Source organism: Mesorhizobium sp. IMUNJ 23033 (assembly GCF_044778005.1).
Taxonomy (GTDB): Bacteria; Pseudomonadota; Alphaproteobacteria; order Rhizobiales; family Rhizobiaceae; genus Mesorhizobium; species Mesorhizobium amorphae_A.
The window spans coordinates 41,160-59,327 of sequence record NZ_JBJACT010000019.1 but is presented as its reverse complement, the minus strand read 5'-3'; the positions used below and the strand labels follow the sequence as shown (position 1 = coordinate 59,327).

18 protein-coding genes are annotated in these 18,168 nt (G+C 62.6%); 6 read left to right on the top strand and 12 right to left on the bottom strand.

Annotated features, from left to right (window positions below):
* The first annotated feature begins 223 nt into the window (after positions 1-223).
* Both ACFX5Q_RS20175 and ACFX5Q_RS20170 read left to right on the top strand, forming a co-directional pair.
* Positions 224-2,905, top strand: a complete 2,682-nt coding sequence (locus ACFX5Q_RS20175; protein ID WP_404280828.1) for a DUF6212 domain-containing protein — start codon at positions 224-226, stop codon at positions 2,903-2,905.
* A gap of 138 nt (positions 2,906-3,043) precedes the next feature.
* Positions 3,044-3,334: a hypothetical protein gene (locus ACFX5Q_RS20170; protein WP_404280825.1), complete on the top strand. Its 291-nt coding sequence runs from the start codon at positions 3,044-3,046 to the stop codon at positions 3,332-3,334.
* Between the two features lie 29 nt (positions 3,335-3,363).
* Here the strand turns inward: ACFX5Q_RS20170 and ACFX5Q_RS20165 are convergent, their stop codons facing one another.
* Complete coding sequence (locus ACFX5Q_RS20165; RefSeq protein ID WP_404280823.1) at positions 3,364-4,377, bottom strand: glycosyltransferase family 2 protein; 1,014 nt, start codon at positions 4,375-4,377, stop codon at positions 3,364-3,366.
* 206 nt (positions 4,378-4,583) lie between these two features.
* On the opposite strand from ACFX5Q_RS20165, the gene ACFX5Q_RS20160 reads away from it, so the two are divergent.
* Both ACFX5Q_RS20160 and ACFX5Q_RS20155 read left to right on the top strand, forming a co-directional pair.
* Positions 4,584-7,817, top strand: a complete 3,234-nt coding sequence (locus ACFX5Q_RS20160) for a DUF6212 domain-containing protein (RefSeq protein ID WP_404280821.1) — start codon at positions 4,584-4,586, stop codon at positions 7,815-7,817.
* A 148-nt stretch (positions 7,818-7,965) separates the two neighbouring features.
* Entirely contained in the window at positions 7,966-8,742 is a 777-nt protein-coding gene (locus tag ACFX5Q_RS20155; RefSeq protein ID WP_404280819.1) for an OmpA family protein, read from the top strand.
* Between the two features lie 56 nt (positions 8,743-8,798).
* On the opposite strand, the gene ACFX5Q_RS20150 is transcribed toward ACFX5Q_RS20155, so the two are convergent.
* The 9 genes from ACFX5Q_RS20150 to ACFX5Q_RS20110 all read right to left on the bottom strand — a co-directional run bounded on the left by ACFX5Q_RS20150 (position 8,799) and on the right by ACFX5Q_RS20110 (position 15,208).
* Positions 8,799-10,013: an MFS transporter gene (locus tag ACFX5Q_RS20150; protein ID WP_404280816.1), complete on the bottom strand. Its 1,215-nt coding sequence runs from the start codon at positions 10,011-10,013 to the stop codon at positions 8,799-8,801.
* A complete protein-coding gene (locus ACFX5Q_RS20145) occupies positions 10,010-11,410 on the bottom strand; it encodes an FAD-dependent oxidoreductase (protein WP_404280814.1) in 1,401 nt (466 codons plus the stop codon). The genes ACFX5Q_RS20150 and ACFX5Q_RS20145 overlap by 4 nt, the downstream gene beginning before the upstream one ends.
* Before the next feature lie 49 nt (positions 11,411-11,459).
* Complete coding sequence (locus ACFX5Q_RS20140; protein WP_404280812.1) at positions 11,460-11,780, bottom strand: ArsR/SmtB family transcription factor; 321 nt, start codon at positions 11,778-11,780, stop codon at positions 11,460-11,462.
* A gap of 65 nt (positions 11,781-11,845) precedes the next feature.
* Positions 11,846-12,268: an arsenate reductase (glutaredoxin) gene (arsC, locus tag ACFX5Q_RS20135; RefSeq protein ID WP_404280810.1), complete on the bottom strand. Its 423-nt coding sequence runs from the start codon at positions 12,266-12,268 to the stop codon at positions 11,846-11,848.
* Positions 12,265-12,954, bottom strand: a complete 690-nt coding sequence (locus tag ACFX5Q_RS20130; RefSeq protein WP_404280807.1) for an MIP/aquaporin family protein — start codon at positions 12,952-12,954, stop codon at positions 12,265-12,267. Before ACFX5Q_RS20130 ends, arsC begins: the two co-directional genes overlap by 4 nt.
* A gap of 2 nt (positions 12,955-12,956) precedes the next feature.
* Positions 12,957-13,466 carry an arsenate reductase ArsC gene (locus tag ACFX5Q_RS20125; RefSeq protein ID WP_404280805.1) on the bottom strand — a complete coding sequence of 170 codons (510 nt, stop codon included), beginning with the start codon at positions 13,464-13,466 and terminating at the stop codon, positions 12,957-12,959.
* Positions 13,467-13,560: 94 nt separating this feature from the next.
* Positions 13,561-13,893, bottom strand: coding sequence for a helix-turn-helix transcriptional regulator (locus tag ACFX5Q_RS20120; RefSeq protein WP_404280803.1), 333 nt, complete (start codon positions 13,891-13,893; stop codon positions 13,561-13,563).
* A gap of 70 nt (positions 13,894-13,963) precedes the next feature.
* Positions 13,964-14,752: a TSUP family transporter gene (locus ACFX5Q_RS20115; RefSeq protein WP_404280801.1), complete on the bottom strand. Its 789-nt coding sequence runs from the start codon at positions 14,750-14,752 to the stop codon at positions 13,964-13,966.
* Between the two features lie 87 nt (positions 14,753-14,839).
* Positions 14,840-15,208 carry an antibiotic biosynthesis monooxygenase family protein gene (locus tag ACFX5Q_RS20110; RefSeq protein ID WP_404280799.1) on the bottom strand — a complete coding sequence of 123 codons (369 nt, stop codon included), beginning with the start codon at positions 15,206-15,208 and terminating at the stop codon, positions 14,840-14,842.
* Between the two features lie 97 nt (positions 15,209-15,305).
* Here ACFX5Q_RS20110 and ACFX5Q_RS20105 point away from each other — a divergent pair, with 97 nt between their 5' ends.
* Both ACFX5Q_RS20105 and ACFX5Q_RS20100 read left to right on the top strand, forming a co-directional pair.
* Positions 15,306-15,782, top strand: coding sequence for a MarR family winged helix-turn-helix transcriptional regulator (locus ACFX5Q_RS20105; protein ID WP_192181328.1), 477 nt, complete (start codon positions 15,306-15,308; stop codon positions 15,780-15,782).
* A complete protein-coding gene (locus ACFX5Q_RS20100; RefSeq protein ID WP_404280796.1) occupies positions 15,763-16,287 on the top strand; it encodes a cytochrome b in 525 nt (174 codons plus the stop codon). Before ACFX5Q_RS20105 ends, ACFX5Q_RS20100 begins: the two co-directional genes overlap by 20 nt.
* A 57-nt stretch (positions 16,288-16,344) precedes the next feature.
* Here the strand turns inward: ACFX5Q_RS20100 and ACFX5Q_RS20095 are convergent, their stop codons facing one another.
* Positions 16,345-17,241: an aminoglycoside phosphotransferase family protein gene (locus tag ACFX5Q_RS20095; protein ID WP_404280794.1), complete on the bottom strand. Its 897-nt coding sequence runs from the start codon at positions 17,239-17,241 to the stop codon at positions 16,345-16,347.
* Positions 17,242-17,327: 86 nt separating this feature from the next.
* Positions 17,328-18,155: a carbohydrate ABC transporter permease gene (locus ACFX5Q_RS20090; RefSeq protein WP_404281062.1), complete on the bottom strand. Its 828-nt coding sequence runs from the start codon at positions 18,153-18,155 to the stop codon at positions 17,328-17,330.
* Between the last annotated feature and the right edge of the window lie 13 nt (positions 18,156-18,168).

The window sequence follows — 18,168 nt, the reverse complement described above, 5'->3', positions numbered from 1 at the left end:
TATGCCGTCAATGCCTAGCTGGGAGGCGTAAAGATTGATTATTCCGTATCGCTAAAGTTGTAACAGTCGATTGATTGTACAGGTGTTTTAGAACCTGCTTGACGATTTGGTTTACCAATGGCGCTGAAGGATGATCACTGAAAAGTAAACCCGGCGCAGGCATCATTGTCGATGGACCACGCTGCGGAAGCGCGCTCGGCGGAATTGGATCAGAGGAACTTCGATGGCCGTTGGTGGCAAGGAGCGGAGGCCGTTAGAGCCGCAAGGCAGGCCTCGCCGTGTCTGTGTCGTGACGCGGGCGATCGGGCTTGGCGACGACGAAGACACAGCCATGGCCGAACTGGCCAGGCTTTTCGCCGGGGACGGTGACGAGGTCACCCTGCTATGGGTTCCCGGGAGCGATGTGCCTTCCTCCGAGGAGGTGGCAGCGCGTCACCGTGAGTTTGAGGCGGCCTCTGTCCGACTGGAAGTGCTCGACAAGTCCGATCAGCTGCTTCCTTCGCTGGCGACGCCCGAGAGCCAGTCCGCTGCGCTGCTGCACTACCTCGAACGGTCCGGCCACGATCTGGTCTACGCGCCCCTCGAGGGCGGACTGCCCTACTATACGCTGCTGGCGGTCGAGACCGGGGCCTTTGCCGCTCCGCCGGTTGTGGTCATTGCCCAGGCGCCGCTGGAATGGGCACATGAAGCCGACAGGGCGTTCATGGGAAGCACCGACGCAATTGCCGTGACCTACATGGAGAAATATTGCGCGGAGATGGCCGACAGCACGATCTGCGCGTCTGCCGCACTGCGCAAGTGGATGTTGTCGAAAGATTGGAAGGTGAAGAAGGCGGTGGTGACGCCGCTGCTCCAGGATCGGATCGACCAGGCAGGCGCGCGATCGTCGGTCGGGAAACAAAGCTCAAAAGAACTTGTCGCCTTTGCCGGATGGCACCTTCGCGATGGCATGACGCTGTTGTGCGATGCATTGGACATCCTGGCGCCGACGGCGCCCAAAGGCCTGACGGTCACCGCATTCGGACCATTCGGAAAGATCATGGGCGAGCACAGTGGTGGCCTGCTTCTGCGACGCGCCGAGCGGTGGCCGTTCAAGCTCAACATGTTGCCGCGCGCGAACTTTGCGGCAAAGCTCGACTACGCCACGCGCGCCGGCGCGCTTGCCGTCATACCCGCCCGCGCCGCATCGACCGGCGGAGCCGTCGCCGCATGCATCGAGGCGGGATTGCCATTCGTTGCAACCAATGTCGGCGCGCACGCCGAGACCTGGAAGCCGCAGGCAAGGCAACCGCGACTGGTCGATGCCGACGCTGCCGCTTTGGCGCAGGCGATCCTGGCGGCGCTCAAGGATCCCCCTCGCCCATTGCCGATCGATAGCCTCAGCCAATGCCGTCAGTCATGGCTGGATACACGCAATTTGCCGACGCCGGCCAAGCGGAGGCGCATCCATAAAGGCGCCGGATCGTCACCGCTGGTCTCGATCGTCATGGCCCATCGCAACCGGCCGCTCTATCTGAAACAGGCGATCGCGGCGATCGAAGCGCAGACCTACGATCACCTGGAACTGGTGCTGGTCGACGACGGAAGCGACCTGGACGAAGCCAGGCGATTGCTGGATGCGTTGGAGCCGACCTTCCGTCAGCGCGGATGGAAGATCCTGCGGCGGCCGCACCGGCATCTCGGCGCGGCGCGAAATGCCGGCATCCGTGCCGCGCATGGCGAGCTGATCCTGTTCGTCGACGATGACAACGCGCTGTTTCCGGAGGCTGTCGACCATTTCGTGCGCGCCATGGCAATTTCAGGCGCGGACATCTGCACCGCGTTCCAATTGATCTTCTATGAGGATTTCGTGCCCGGGGACCGGGCCGATGGGCTGATCCAGTATTTGCCATTGGGTGGTCCCGACGCGCTTGGCCTGATCCACAATGTCTATGGCGATGCCAATGCGATGGTGCGTCGATCCGTCTTTGCACAGATCGGGTTCTGGATCGAGCAACCGGGCTACGCCATGCACGACTGGGAATTCTTTGCGCGAGCCTCGCTTGCCGGGCTCAAGCTCAGGCCTATTCCAAAACCGCTCTACTGGTACCGCTCGAAGCCTGACGGAATGTTCCGGACGTCGAATTGGTACGACAATCGCCTCCCCGTCATGGAAGCGTTCAGGTCAAGCCAATTCGGTGATTTGGGGCAGCTCTACAAGTTGGCCATCGCCCAGAATACGGCGCAATCCGAGATCGAAAGTGCGCGCGAAAACCTGAAGTATACACCCGCCAATCAGAAATATCTGGAGCTCTGCGACGTCGAGCCGAACAGCGATGCCGCCATGGCGAAACTTGCCGCCATTGCCGCATTGATCGGTCGCCCCGACACGGCAGCCACCTTGCTTGGACGCCCCCAAGCCGATGAGCGCCGTGACCCGGACCGCGCTGATGTCGGCTCGAACACTCTCGGCTTCGACATGTTGAGGAGAGCACAGCTGCTCACACCGCGCCCCTCGCCTCTCCCCTTGCTGCTGGTCGCACCGGATGGCGGTGGAGTGTTCCTGCGTCCGCATCTGGAGGGTGCGGTCGCCGCATCGCTTGATCATCAGTTTCCGCCCTTCTTCCGCAAGATAGAAGCAATCGTCGAAGTCGCGCATGCCGACGCACCGGCAACGGACTTCGCCCTGGCTCTCGCCCGCCCCGATCAAACCATAGACTGGCAGCAGGACATCGCTGCCCAAACGATTGCCTTTTCGGGGTGGATGACCGTGAAAGACAAATTCGTGCGCCACCCCCTGGTGGTGATGCTTTACGCCAGGCGCAAGATGCCGCTTTCTATCGTTCTTGCGGTGCGTTTTGCGGGGGCGCCCAATGGTTTTCCGACCAATGCTTTCTTTCGAAAGCTGACGCTGTTCAGCGAATAGCAATCCAGCGGGCGAGCAGGCCCCGAGCCCGTTAACCATCCCCCAAGAGAACGGCCGCTTGGCCGCTGTTATGGTTGACAAATTACTAACAACTAATATTATTATGGGCTATGGGGTTCGTAGTGGAAGGGGTGTGTAATGCGTAAAATCCAATCGCTACTGTTGGGTGGACTTAGTATTCTGGGCGTGAGCGTCGCTTTTTCCAACGTGGCGCAGGCGCAAATGGCGGTTGCTCCCGTCAAGGAGGCCGAGCTTGCTTGCGAGCAGGCCCTTAAGATCGGCACCATCGAGGCGCTCGAGGACTATCTGCACCGTTATCCGAATGCTCCGACGGCCTGTAAGGCGCTTGCGCTCAACAGCCTGTCCCAGTTTGCGGCGGAAGGTGGGAATGGAAACGGTGGTGATGGCGGCGGCCGCTACGGCGGATAGGTCTTAGCTGCGTCTTCCCGTTTTGGCAGTCAGGTGGTCGCGTCGCCGTCAAGGCGCCGCGCAGCCAGGCTCGACACAAATTCGGCATAGCGATCCGAGGTTCTCATCCAGCCGAGATCGACGAGCTGCGTGGCGTCGCCGCGATAGCGCACAGACCGATGGTTGCGGAGCGCCAGTTTCGGATCGCGCTCCAACGCTTCCATGTAAGCAGCGCGCTCCTCGAGCGTCTTTTCCTTCAGTTGCGTGTTCTCGCTCAGCGACGACGCTGACTTTTGGCGGAACCCCCAGACGAACTTGAAGTGAAGCAACGCGACGCGCAGTTCGCTGAACCGGACCTTGCTGATCGTGTGCTGCGCCACGTGATAATGCGTGCCCCGTCCCCATCGCACGATCGGCACCTTCGTCAGGCACGGGGGAAACGTCTGCTTGAACCGGCCGTGCCAGAAAACACGTTCCCGCACGCCACCGAACATCTGCTCCGGCGGATACAAGCCGTCGCGGGCTCGCAGCCATCCGGGCTCCGGATCGAAGTAGGGTGAAGCCTCGATGAGCGGTATCGTGCCGTCATAGCTGCATTCGGCCAGCGGGCCGTCGGCATACATGTCGATCATCGAGCCGATCACGGCTTCGGCGCCGGTCGAGTCGAGATAGCTGCAAAGCTGGCGCAGGTTTACCCGCTCAAGATCGGGATAGACGAGAAGCTCGTCGGCGTCGACCGAAAGGCACCAATGGCCGGTGCCGAAGACGTTCATGAGCGTGTTGATCCATCGCGGCGGATCGATGTTCTCCGCGAAATGCGATCCCTCGGTGTGGAAGCAGTGGCTGTCCGGCTGTTCCAGGATCAGTTCACGGGTGCCGTCCGTCGAACCATTGTCCAGGAAGAAAAAGCGGTCGACGCCAAGGCCGCGGTAGTGGTCGAGGATATGCGGCAACAACGTCGCTTCGTTGCGCAGGCCGACAAAGCACAGGATCTCGCCATCGGCTATGTCGATCTGCCGATCATCCAGCCGCGCGAGATGTCTTGGGGGTAGAAGGCCAATCATCCGAACGTCTTCAATCCGTTTGCGCGCGAAAGACACGTGCGTTATGCCCGCAAGACAATTATCAAAGTGTTATCCAACTGTTGGCAAGACTGTTTCGAGCGGGGCAGGCTGACAAGACGGACTAATCGGGGGACTGATTGAGCGTTGGTTCTAAGGCAGGCGCGACGCCCAAGGGCAAGCGACAAGCAAATCAGAAGCCTCGCAACGTGTGTATCGTTTCGGAGGTTGAGTTCGGCTCGACGGTGACTGCGGATCCCGGGTCGGCAAGCTACGCGCTGGCGCAGCATCTGGCGAGAACCGGCGACACCGTGACGCTGCTCTGGGTGCCAAGCCCGCTCGGCAGCCAGCCTGATGCGAAGGAGATCGCCAGGCTGGGCAAATGGTGCTTCGACAATTTCCTGGTGCGGCTCGAATTGCTGCCGCCATCGCCCCAGTTGCTGCGCGGCAATGAGGCGAGCGACAAGAACTCGGTCGCTGTCTACCACTACCTCAAGCAGAATGATTTCGACGTCGTCTATTTTTCGCTCGAGGGCGGCCTGGCGCATTTCCCCACCGTCGCCAAGCGGACGGGCGTTTTTCCCGCTCCGCCTGCGATCGTCGTGCTCGCCCATGAGCCGCTCATGTGGAAGCTGGAGGCCAATGCCCGCGCGGTCGAACAGAAGGACCAGATGACCGTCGCGCACATGGAAAAGACGTCGGCCGAGACGTGCGACCATCTTGTCGTCACCGGCCAGTCCCTGCTCGACTGGATGACCAAGGCGGGATGGAAACTGCCCGCCAGCCGTCACATTGCCGCGCCCCTTGAGCCTGAGGAGTGGCGTTCGAACTTCGCCGTCGATCATTACCGGCCGCGCGAGCGGCCGACAGCCGAAATTGTTCATTTCTCGGGCACGGAGGCGCGCAGCGGACTGACGCTGTTCTGCGATGCACTCGACCGCCTGGCCGATAGCGGCGTGGCCGACCTGGCGGTGACGGTCGTCGGCGCGTTTGGTCATGTGCTGGGCGAACATTCGGGCGGCATGATCGTTCGCCGGGCGCAGCAGTGGCCGTTCAAGCTGAAGCTCCTGCCCATTCGAGACGAACCTGAGATCTTCAGATATCTCCGGCAAAGCCATGCACTGGTGGCGATTACGCACACGGCTGCTCAGCTTCCGCTCGATGTGGTGACATGCCTCGATGAGGAGATCCCGTTTGTCGCGACGGATGTCGGCAGCGTTCGCGACTTGCTCCATCCGAGATCGGCCGATGCCATCATGATGGAGGCGTCCGCGTCGGCCATCGCGGCCAAGATTGCGTCAGTGCTGGAAAGCCGATCGTTCGGCCCGGCCAAGCCGCTGCACAAACGGGACGTGCGTGAGAAAGCCTGGAGCAGGCTGCACGCGAAATTCCGCAGGGAACCCGGCAAGGCCCCAAGCCGAAGCCGGAGCCGGCCACCGCTCGTTTCAATCATTACCGCGCACTACAATCGCGCCAGCCTGCTGCCCCAGGCGATTGCCTCGGTTCGGCGCCAGGACTACCCAAACATCGAACTGATCCTCGTTGACGACGGCAGCACCGATCCAGCTGCCGTCCAGTTGCTGGCCGAGATCGAGCCGGAGTTCGTGCAGCGCGGCTGGCGGATCATCCGGCAGAAGAACGGTTTCCTCGGCAAGGCGCGCAACACCGGAATCCGCGCGGCCAAGGGTTCGCTGATCCTGTTCCTGGACGACGACAACGTGCTGTTCCCGAACGCCGTCAGTGCCTTCGTTGCCGGCATGCAAAAGTCCGGTGCCGATATCTGCACGACCTTCGCCAAGTGGCTCAACGAACCTTTCGTGCCGCCGGATACGAAGAGCGGTTACATGCTCTATTTCCCGGTCGGCGGACCTACGGACATCGCCCTGATCACCAATCCGTATGGCGATGCCAACGCGATGTTCCGGCGTGAGGTTTTCGCCAAGATAGGCTACCTCAACGAGGAGCGAGGCTTTTCGGCCAGCGATTGGGAATTCTTCCTTCGGGCGGACCAGGCCGGCCTGGAGATTGTCACCGTCCCGGAGCCGCTCTATTGGTATCGCTCATCGCCGACCGGCATGAACCGAAATGCCGAGTGGCTGCGGAACCGCAAGCCGATCATCAACGTCTTCCGAAAGCACAAGTTCGCGAATACGGACATGTTCGTGCAACTCGGCATCAGCTCGAACACCGCCAATCATGAGAAAGAACTCAACCTCTGGAATCTGGAGCTTCGGGTCAAGGACGAACGATATCTCCGGTTGAGCGCAGGTTCCCCCAATAGCGCGGACGCGATGCAGTTGCTGGCCGAGATCGCGGCACGCGAAGGCAGGGCGGATACCGCAGTTTCGCTGCTCGCCCATGCTGGGCGCCCCGACTTCACCCTGGGTGTCGTCGAAATGCTCAACGCAGCGGCCGAGGAAACCGTGCCGGAGTTGCATTCCTCGCTCTACCGCGAGCAGTATCTCTCCGCCGAACCCCTGCGCCTGGCTCATGTCGGTTCGTATCCCGATGACGATCCGGCCCTGCTGAGCTATGTCGAGCAATCGCCGGACCAGCTGTTTCTCGAAGCCAAGGGCAGCAATATCACCATGGCTTTGCTGAAGGGCGTCTGCCCGCCGGGCGTCACTGGCGCGACCTGTTGGATCTACCTCGACGAGGAACTGACCGGTCGTGCGCAGTTTCAGCTCGCCATCGTGGATGCGGAAAACCAGACCTTCGGCAATCTCGCCCAACTCCTTGAGAGTGATGGCGGAAGTGGCTGGGCCGATGTCAGCCGACCGCACGAGTCGCGAGAGATCATGGCGACTGTCAGTTCGCCGGCGACCGACAGGCGAGATCTGCTGCTCGCGGTCAGGTGCGGCGGCAGCCTCCCGAATGCACGGGTGCTCGGCGGCTTTTCGGGCATCCAGATCCGCCATGTCGTTTCGACCGGCGCGAGGCGTCCGCGCCTCGGCGCGCCGCAGCAACGCCGACGCATGCGCCGAATGACCAGTGACGAGCTGAAGCATTCAACGCTGGTGACCGACCATCCGTCCGATCTGCCGGCGTTGCTTGTCGCCAGCGACAATGGCGGCATATTCCTGCGGCCGAGCACGCATGGCCCGGTTGTTGCCGCCCTCAACTCTGCTTTCCCGGCCTTCGCCAGAAGTGTCATCGCAACAGTAGAGATCGCTCATGAGGAAGCGTCTCCATTCGAGTTCGCCATGGCGCTGGGCAGGCAGGAAGAAAAGCTCGTATGGAAAGGGGATGCCCCGGTCGGTGCCTTGGCGTTCTCCGGATGGACACGGGTTTCGAAACCTTTCGAGCTGCATGATTTGAAGGTTTCAATCCGGGAGATCGATCGCAAATGGCTGACGATCTATCTGGCCATCCGGTTGCCGCGCGGCTCGAAGCCGATGCCATCCAACGCCTTTTGGCGCAAGCTGCTGCTGGTGTGGGACTAACGGCGGCATCGTCGACGGCGCAGACCTGGATGTTTGTTTTTACGCAATTCCGAAGGAAAACCGCTACGCACTTTTCCTGGAATTGCTCTAACCTGTCGAAATCATGGGAAGCAGTAGGTTCAGTATGTGCACAGGAGGCGCCTTGAAAATGAAGATGTCATTCAGTCTTGTCCTGGCATTTATTGTCGTTGCCGGGAGCATCTTGTCTTTCGGAGCGGCCGCCCAGGAACCTGATGTGGGCCCTAAATGCACCCAGTGGAATTCGTTCCGTGTCCTGTTCAAAAAGGGAGACGGCAAGATATCGGACGAAGCCGCGAACGCGCTGACGGCTTTCATCAAGGAGGCCGGGCACGATTGCGGTTATAGGCTTTATGCAACGGCGAGCAAGGAAGGTGGCTACGACAAGGCCTACGACATTGCCGGCCGCAGGCTGAGTGCGACCGGCGACTTTCTCAAGGCGCAAGGCGTCAAGCCGGAAATGGTGCTGGCGCTTTCGCATTGGGTCGACGACGGCGCCGCCGACACCAACACGGCGCGCAGCGCCATCCTATACACTCTCCCGAAGCAAGGGATATCGTGCCGGCAGTATGAGAAGCGCGACCCTGTCCAGATTCACCTCTTTTTCTACAACCAGTCCTCCGTGATTTCACAGCAGATCAAGGACGACCTCGACAAGTTTGCCGCCAGCATCCGAGACTCGCGCTGCAATGTCGAACTGACGGGCCTGGCTGCCAAGGAATTCACCGGCTCCAGCGCCGCAAAGAAAAACAAAGAACTGGCCAAGAAGCGCGTGAAGGCGATCGTGGATATTTTGACCGCGGCCGGGATCGACAGCGACCGGCTCATCGACACGAACGTTGAGTACGTAGGCGACAAGAAGCCGAACGTCGCGACCAGTCGTCTGGCGACCGCGTCCCTGATGTAGTGGCTTGTGGAGTCTGGATCGGCTGGCGCCTTCACCGCGCGTTCTCGAGCGATTGGCTACCCCGGCTGCAGCAGAATGCTCCTGTTGCGGCCCAATAACCAGCGCAGGCCGAACGCCAGCACGACGTTGAGCAGCGCAAGGCCGCCAAGTACGGCGAGCGTGCCTTGCGCTCCCATCCATTGCATCAGCACCGCGCCCATCGACGGCGCGGCGGCCTGGGCGATCAGGCTCGGCATGGCCAGGCGACCCATCAATTTCGCGTAGCCCGACGGACCGAACAATGCGAGCGGCAAGGTGCCGCGCGCGATCGATTCAAGGCCGATGCCGGCGCCGTAGAAGCCGAGCGCCACCGGCACGGCCGGCATGCCGATCCAGAGTGCAGAGATGCCTATGGCGACGAAACTCGCCGAAGCAAGCTTGGTCCAGATCGGATGATGGTAGCGCGCGATCATCATTTCGATGGCGCGCGCCGTCACCTGGAACGGGCCGACCAGGGCGCCAAGACCGACGGCGGCGGCAAGCGCCAGGCCGCTGGCCTGCAGAATCGCCAGCAGGTGCACCGACATCGTCGAGGAGATCACCGCGGCAAGCGTGATGGTGGCGGCGAGCACGATCATCAGCGCCAGGGACGGATCGCCCACAGGCGCGGGTTTGGCGTTTCCTTCCGCTTCGGTTCTGCTGCCGCGCAGTGGCACCCCGCGCGGCAGCAGCGTGAGATAGAGCGGCAGAGCGACAAGCAGTTGCACCGCCGCGTAGACGAGGCATGCGCCGCGCCAGCCGATCTCGGCCATCAGGAAGGCGGAAATCGGCCAGCAGACGGTGCTGGCGAAGCCGCCGAACAGGGTCAAGGTGGTGATCGCCGAACGCGCGCTGTGGCCGTACAGGCGGCCAAGCGTCGCGAAGGCCGCGTCATAGAGCCCTGCCCCCATGCCGAGCCCGATCACGAGCCACGCGCCGACATAGGCCGCAAGGGTCGGCGCCGCCGCCAGGCCGATCTGGCCGGCGCCGATGCAGACGGCGCTGAAAGCAAGCACATTGCGGCCGCCATGACGTTCGATCGAGGAGCCGACACGCGGCGAGATCAAGCCGGCGACCAGAAGCCCGAGCGACAGGCCGCCGACCACCCAAGCCAGCGGCCAACCGGTCTCTGCGGCCACTTTCGGCGCAATGACCGCCGGCAAATAGTAGGAAGAGCCCCACGCCATGATCTGCGTCAGCCCAAGCACGGTGATGATCGTGCCGCGGCTACGCATGCCCGACGCAATGCTCATGCGGCGACGCCGCAGCCGCAGCCACTCTTGCCGGCGGTCTTCGCCTCGACATCGGCGACGCAGCACGCATCCGCCTCTTGCGGCGCCGGGCCACCGCAGCAGCCCTTGGACGCTGCATCGAGTTGCGACACTTCCAGCGCTCCCGGTACTACGCAGACGCCGGTTTCGGGCAGAACCAGTCGCACCGCATCGGCGGACGCGGTGTCGCCTGCCAATGCGGCCGCGACCGAGCGCACCTGTTCGTAGCCGGTCAAAAGCAGGAAAGTCGGCGCCCGGCCGTAGCTCTTGATGCCGACCGTGTAGAAACCGGCCTCGGGATGGCTGAGTTCGCGGTGTCCGTGCGGGGGCACGTCGCCGCAGGAATGCTCGTTGGGATCGATGAGCGGCCCCAACGCCTTGACGCTTTCCAGCCACGGATCGAGATCGAGCCGAAGCTCCCTTGTCAGCGTGAGGTCGGGCCGTTGCCCGGTGGCGGCGATGATGCGGTCGACCGGGCCGATCCGTCGCAAGCCGTCTTCTGTCTCGCCCTCGACGATCAGGCGACCGCCTTCGTCGCGAATGGCCACGGTGGCAAAACCAGTGACCAGCGTGACGCGGCCGCTTTCGGCAAGTTCGCGCGCATCGGCGCCAAGCTCGCCACGCGCCGGCAACTGGTCGGCATCGCCGCCGCCATAGATGCGCACGAGGTCGGTGCCGCGAGCCGTCCAGATGGACGCCGTTCCAGGTTCGGCATCGGCCAGCCTGGCGAGATCGAGCAAGGCGTTGGCCGCCGAATGCCCGGAGCCGGCGACCAGCGTGGTGCGGCCGGCATAAACGCTGCGGTCGCGACCGAGAATATCGGGAATGCCGTAAGCGATGCGATCGGCGAATTCCATCTCGCCCTCGGCCGCGAGGCCGCCGGCACCGAGCGGGTTCGGTGACTGCCATGTGCCCGAAGCATCGATGACGGCGCGGGCACCGTCACGCCTGGTGCCATTGGCAGTTTCGACCACCAGCATGAAGGGCCGTGCCTCACGCCCCCTGCTCCGCACCTTGTCAGCGCCCCAGCGCGAGATGCCGACAATTCGAGCGCCGGTTTCGATCACCGGCGCCAGCTCGGGGAGTTTCGCCAGCGGCTCGAGATAGAGATCGACAAGCTCATTGGCGGTGGGAAACGCCTCGGGATCGGGCATGTTCCAGGCATGCTCTTCCAGCAGTTCCCTCGCCGCCCGATCGACACAATAGCGCCAGGGCGTAAAAATCCTGACATGGCCCCAATCGCGAAGGTTGGTGGCAATGTCGCCGCCGGCCTCGTAGAGCTTCACTGGCAGGCCCTGCCGAAGCAGATGGACGGCTGCCGCCAGGCCGACAGGGCCGGCACCGATGACTGCTACCGGAAGATCGCTATGCTTGTTCATTTTGCTACCTTCCATAATTCCGGGATTATCGAAATATAAGGCAAAAAAATTACGCCGCCGCTTCTCCCGTGGCGGGATTGCTGGTGGCATCGGCGCAGCATTCGTCGGCGAGGAAGCCGACCAGATCCCGCATGATCGGATAGTTGGCGCGGCAGATCAGCGTCGTCGCCTGCCGCTCCTGCGAGACAAGGCCGGTCAGGATGAGGCGGTGCAAATGATGCGACAGCGTCGAGGCGGCTATGCCCAGACTTTCCTGCAGAGTGCCGACCGGCCTGCCCGCCTCGCCTGCCCGGACCAGGATGCGGTAGAGTTTCAACCGCGTCGGGTTGCCCAGCGCCTCGAGCTGTTTTGCTGCTTGTTCGAGTTTCATGGAAATATCCATACGCCCAGAATCAGCGGGTCGTCAACTGAATTTCGAAGAAATTCGAAATAATCTCAGACGACCCGCTTGCCGTCGGCGCCGATCACCACCTCGCCGTCCTCCTTGGTGAAAGGGCCGATATCCGGATTGGGCAGGATGTCGAGAACAGCTTCCGACGGCCGCGCCAGCATGGCGCCGAGCGGCGTCACCACGATCGGCCGGTTGATCAGGATCGGGTGCGCCAGCATGAAATCGAGGATCTCGTCATCGCTCCATTTGGCATCGCCGAGGTTCAGCTCGGCATAGGGCGTGCCGCTCTCGCGCAGCAGCTGGCGCGGCGTCATTCCCATGGCGGCGATCAGTTCGATGAGCTTTTCCCTCGACGGCGGGTTCTTCAGATATTCGATCACTTCCGGTTCCTCGCCGGACTGGCGGATGATGGCCAGCGTGTTGCGCGAGGTGCCGCATTGAGGGTTGTGGTAGATGGTGATGGTCATTCGGCGGCTCTCATCTCAGGCTCATGTTTCGGTTCGGCAAGCAGCCAGCCGGCCAGCGCCATGGCCAGCAGCGCGCCAACAAGCTCGGCGACGATGAAGGCCGGGACATCGAGCGGCCGGATGCCGGCAAAAGTGTTGGAGAAGGCACGCGCGATGGCGACGGCCGGATTGGCGAAGGAGGTCGAAGCGGTGAACCAGTAGGCTGCGGTGATGTAGAGGCCGACCAGCCATGGGATCGAGTCCGGACGGGCGCGCAGGCCGGCGAGGATGGTGAAGACGAGGCCGAAACTGGCGACCAGTTCGGCGATCCACTGCCCCGTGCCGCTACGCACCGTCGTCGAAAACTCGACCAGAGGCAGGCCAAACATGGCGTGCGCGATCAGCGTGCCAGCAATGCCGCCCGCGATCTGGGCCAGGACATAGGCCAACGCAGCCTTGGTTTCGATTTCCCGCCGCAAGGCGAACACCAGCGTCACCGCCGGGTTGAAATGGGCGCCTGAGATCGGCCCGAGGATGGTGATCAGCACCACCAGAATGGCACCGGTCGGGATGGTGTTGCCGAGCAGGGCCAGCGCCACATCGTCGGTGAGCCGGTCGGCCATGATGCCCGAACCGATGACGGCGGCAACCAGCATCGCGGTGCCGAGGGCTTCGGCGGCGAGGCGACGCGGAAGATCAAAGATCATGCTCAGCCGGCCCTTGGGAGATCACGGCCGATCTCATCCAGCCGCTTCTGCAAGGCCAATTTGTCGACCGTGCTCATCGGCAGGCTGATGAAGATCGAGATGCGGTTGTTGAGCATGCGGTAGGCTTCGGCGAAGGCCAGATGCTTTTCCGCGTCGGTGCCCTCGACTTCGGCCGGATCGGGCACGCCCCAATGCGCGGTCATCGGCTGGCCCGGCCAGACCGGACAGGATTCATTGGCGGCGTTGTCGCAGACGGTGAAGACGAAATTCATCTCTGGTGCGCCGGGGACCGCAAATTCTTCCCAGTCCTTCGAACGGGCAAAGGAGGTGTCGTGGTTGAGCGTCTTCAAGAGCTGCAGCGTGAATGGATGGACCTCGCCCTTGGGATGCGAGCCGGCGGAATGGGCCTTGAACCTGCCGGCGCCGACCCGGTTGAGGATCGCCTCGGCGAGGATCGAGCGCGCCGAATTGCCGGTGCAGAGAAACAAGACGTTGTAGATCTGATCGCTCATCAATTCCTCCCTATCTTCTTGTCTGACCATGATCTTTTCCGAGAGCCGGTTTCCCACTTTTCGCTTACGCGGTCCTTCGGTTCGGGATCATGGTCTAACATTTGCAGGTCACCGCCTGGATAATGGGCTGGCAGAGCTCCGGCGCGCCGTTGCAGCAATCCTCCATCAGGTACGCGAGCAGGTCGCGAAAGCCGGTCATGTCGGCGACATAGCGGATGCTGCGGCCATCGCGCTCGGCACTGACCAGCCCGGCATGATCGAGCACCTTCAGATGCGCCGACATGGTGTTCTGGACGATGTCGAGCCGCGCAGCGATCTCGCCGGCGGGCAAGCCGCCTGCCCCGCTGCGCACCAGCAGCCGGAAGGCTTCGAGCCGCGTGTCCTGGCCCAGCGCCGCCAATGCGCGAAGAGCTGCTTCCTTGTCCATCCATATATCCATAAATCTGGAATTAAGGATGCATATCGCCGCGATATGACAGTTGGATGACGGTAGGCGCTTATTTGTGATGCCAGACCTTGTAAGCCGAGATGACGAGGATGGCCGCCAGCAGGGGCAACAGGATCTGCTCCGGCACGCTTCCCAGCAAACGTCCCCCAATAAATGTTCCGAGGATCGAACCGGCCGCCATGAAGAGCAGGAATGACCTGTTCCTGCCCAGGAAGGCAAAGCTCTGGTCGCGGCTGTAGCGCGTGAAGCCGACAAGCATGGTCGGCAGGCTGACTGCCAGCGACAGGCTGCCGGCGAGTTTGACATCGGCTCCAAACAGCAGGACCAAGGTCGGGATAAGTAGCTCCCCACCGGCCACGCCCAGCAGCGAAGCCACGACGCCAATCACGAAACCGGCGATGATGCCTACGGCGACCAACGCTGTCCCCTCGAACAGGGCATGGGCCGTCGTGCCGGGACCATGACCGAATACGAGGACGACCGCGATCAGCAGCAGCAAGGCAGCGATGACCTTGTAAAGCGTGCCGGATTTCAGGCGCGTTGCCCAGCCGGCGCCGAACCAGGCACCCACAAGGCTGCCTGCCAGGAGATTGACGATGGTGGGCCAGTTGGCGGCGACATCGCCGAACGGCACTGTTGCCGCGCGAAATGGCAGCGCGCTGGCGACGACGACCAAGCTCGTCGCCTTGTTCAAGATCACGGCTTCCAACGCAGCAAAGCGAAACAGACCAATCAGGAACGGCAGGCGAAATTCCGCCCCGCCAAGGCCGATCAGTCCGCCAAGCGAACCGACACCGGTGCCGACAATGAATGCTCCAAACGCATGCCGCTCAACCATCGTTTCGACATGCGCCGGAATTCATCGGTCGCACAACAATTTTCGATCGCCCCTGAACGGCCCGCATTCATGCGATGAGTTCATGCATCAGGCGACGCAGATGCCGGGCACCGCGACCTTCTGGAACAGATGCGGGGAAGCAACCGCCGAAGAAGGATAAGCCGAGATCTTGGCCCTGAACTGCGGATGCGTGAAGGCGGCGCGGAAGGCGACGGTCGTTTCCCACACGGCACAGTTCAAATAGGGCGGGCTGTCGCCGAGCGCGCGGTGGAGCTGGGTCGAGATGAAGCCCGGCTGCTGCTTCATGAAGGCGGCATCATCCTGCCACACCTGGAGGAAGGTCTGCTCGTCGGCCTTGTCGAGCGTGAAAAGATTGACCAGCACGACGGCGCTGGCGTCGATCGCGACCTGACGGTCGATGGGGAAGGCAGGGTCCATTGGGCGTATCGCAGTCATCATAAGGCTCCATCTAATTGGTGTTATGGTGTCACTCTGTTATGATGCATACATACCAACTTGACACTATGATGTCAATCACGATATAGGATGACAAATGAGCGAACCCATTCGAACCCCGGCCGGTGAAGCCTTGAACGATCTTGTTCTCGACCTGTTCAGGCTCAACAGCCGAATGCTCGCCGCCGGAGACAGGCTGGTCGCCGACCTTGGCCTGACGAGCGCCCGCTGGCAGGTCCTCGGCGCCATCGTCATCGCCGAGCGGCCGCAGCCGGTCGCCTGGCTGGCGCGCGATCTCGGCGCCAACCGCCAGAACGTGCAGCGGATCGTCAACGACCTGCACAAGGAAGGGCTCGTCGCATTCGGGGCCAACCCGCATCACCAGCGGGCGCAGCTCGTCGTTCTTACCGACAAGGGAAGACAGGCCTTCGACGCAGCCATGCGCCTGCAGGCGCCCTGGGTGAACAGGCTCGCCGACGGGCTCGTGGTCAAGGATCTCAACACAATGCACGCCGTGATCACGGCGCTGCGCCGGAAACTCGAAGGAGACATGGATGCGGAAGAGCAGAGCTGACCATTACGGCACTGTAGCGGTGTCCATTCACTGGCTGAGCGCCATCCTGATCCTGGCCCTGCTCGGCTCCGGCTTCAGCGCATCCATCGCATTGGCGGCGGCTGTGAAGGCCGACCTCCTTCGTTTCCACATTCCGGTGGCGATCGTGATCTTGCTGCTGACGGCATTCCGCATTGTCTGGTGGTGGCGCTTCGATCTGCGGCCGCTTCCCGCGCAAAGATCGCCAGCCTGGCAGGAACGCATCGCACGCCTTGTGCATGTCGCTTTCTACATCGTCATTCTCGGCATGGCCGCCAGCGGCATCGGCATGATGGTCCTGAGTGGTGCTGCCCCGGTGATCTTCGGCCAGAGCAGAGCGATGTTGCCGAACTTCACCGACTATCCGCCGCGCGCGCCGCATGGCTTCGGCGCCTTGCTGCTCGTGGCGCTGCTGGTGTTCCATGCCGGCGCGGCGCTTTACCACCAGTTCATTCGGCGTGACGGGCTGCTCCGGCGCATGTGGTAGGGCGCGTAGCCTGATCGCCGCAAAATTCTCGTCCTGGCGTGTCGACACCGAGCAGGCCTATCCGTGATCAACCCGCCGATGGTCCGCCAGCACCTCGTCGATGACGGCCCAGGATTTCGCGGCCTCGCGCTGGTTGCCGTCATGTCCGGAAGCGGTGATCAGGGCTTTCCACAACGCCCAGCCCCGGCCGCGTGCCCAGGTTTCTTCGTCGAGGGCGAGCGTATCGCGGAAGGCTTGCCGGCTCTCCCCGGAAAACTCCGTCCAGGCGATCACCAGGTCGCAGGCGGGATCGCCGACGGCCGAACTGCCGAAATCGATGACGCCGCAGAGCATTCCGTCCGCGACCAGCAGATTGCCGGAGGCGACGTCGCCATGGACCCAGACCCGCGGGCGCTGCCACTCGGAGCCAAGCGCGCTTGCCCAAACCTCTTGCGCGGTATCCGTGTCGATACGTCCAGTCAGTGCCGACAGTGCTGTACGGGTCTCGGCGTCGTAGACCGCAAGCCGGCCGCCGCGATGGAAATTGTGCTGGCCGGCCGGCGGGCCATCGGTGGCATCGACGCGGTAAAGAGCGAGCAGAAAATCGGCCAGAGAGCGGGCGAACTGGGTGGGATCGGCAGTCCGGCCGTTCCCGGCCGGCTGGCCGCGCAGCCAGCCATAGACCGACCACGGCCAGGGATAGCCCTCCCCCGGCGCGCCCTTGGCCATCGGCACCGGGATCGGCAGCGGCAGATGTGGCGCCAGCCGGGGCAGCCAACGCTGCTCCTTCTCGACCTGCGCGGCATAGGACGCCGCGCTCGGCAGGCGCACCGACATGTCGTCGCCGAGACGAAAGGTGCGATTGTCCCAGCCGCCCGGCTCGACCGGTTCCACCGGCAGGTCCGACCAGTGAGGAAACTGCGCGGCAATCAGCCGGCGAACGAGATCGGAATCGATCGAGACATCTTGATGCATTCGAGCACTAACTTACTGATGAAGGTATCCGGTGACACTAGCCGAGGACACAGCGGCGCAAAACGAGAGCCGTCACCAAAGAACGTTCACCCCTTCACGCCACCCGCCGTCAGGCCCGAGATGATCTTGCGCTGGAAGATCAGCACGAGGACGACAAGCGGCACGGTGACGATCACCGAAGCAGCCATGACGTTGCCCCAGGGGATCTCGAACTGCGAACTGCCGGACAGAAGGGCGATGGCGACCGGCACGGTTCGTTGTTCGTTGCTGGAGGTGAAGGTGAGCGCGAAGAGGAATTCGTTCCAGGCGCCGATGAAGGCGAGCAGCCCGGTGGTGACCAGCGCCGGCCACATCAGCGGCAGGAAAACGCGGGTGACGATGATCCAGGGCGTCGCGCCGTCGAGGATCGCCGCCTCCTCGATCTCGAGCGGCAGGTCGCGGACGAAGGCGGTGAGCACCCAGACGGTGAACGGCAGCGTGAAGATCATGTAGGAAAAGACCAGCGCCAGGGGCGAGTTGTAGAGGCCGAGCGTGCGGATCAGCTCGAACAGGCCGGCAAGCAGCGCCACCGGCGGGAACATGGAGACGGAGAGGATGGCGAACAGCAGAAGCGAGCGGCCGCGGAAGCGGATGCGCGCCAGCGCGTAGGCGGCGGTGACGCCAAGGAACAGCGAGATGGCGACGACAGCGCCTGAGACAACCAGCGAATTGAGGAGATTGCGCGGGAAGGTGCCGTCGGTGAGGACGGTCCGGTAGTTGGCGACGCTGACCATCTTCGGCCAATAGTCGACCTCGAATAGCGCCGTCCCCGATTTCAGGCTGGTGACGACGGCGTAGTAGAACGGGAACACCGCGACAATGACGATGACCGCGACGAGCAGGTAGAAGGCAGCGCGGCTGAGTATCCGCATGATCGATGGCCACATG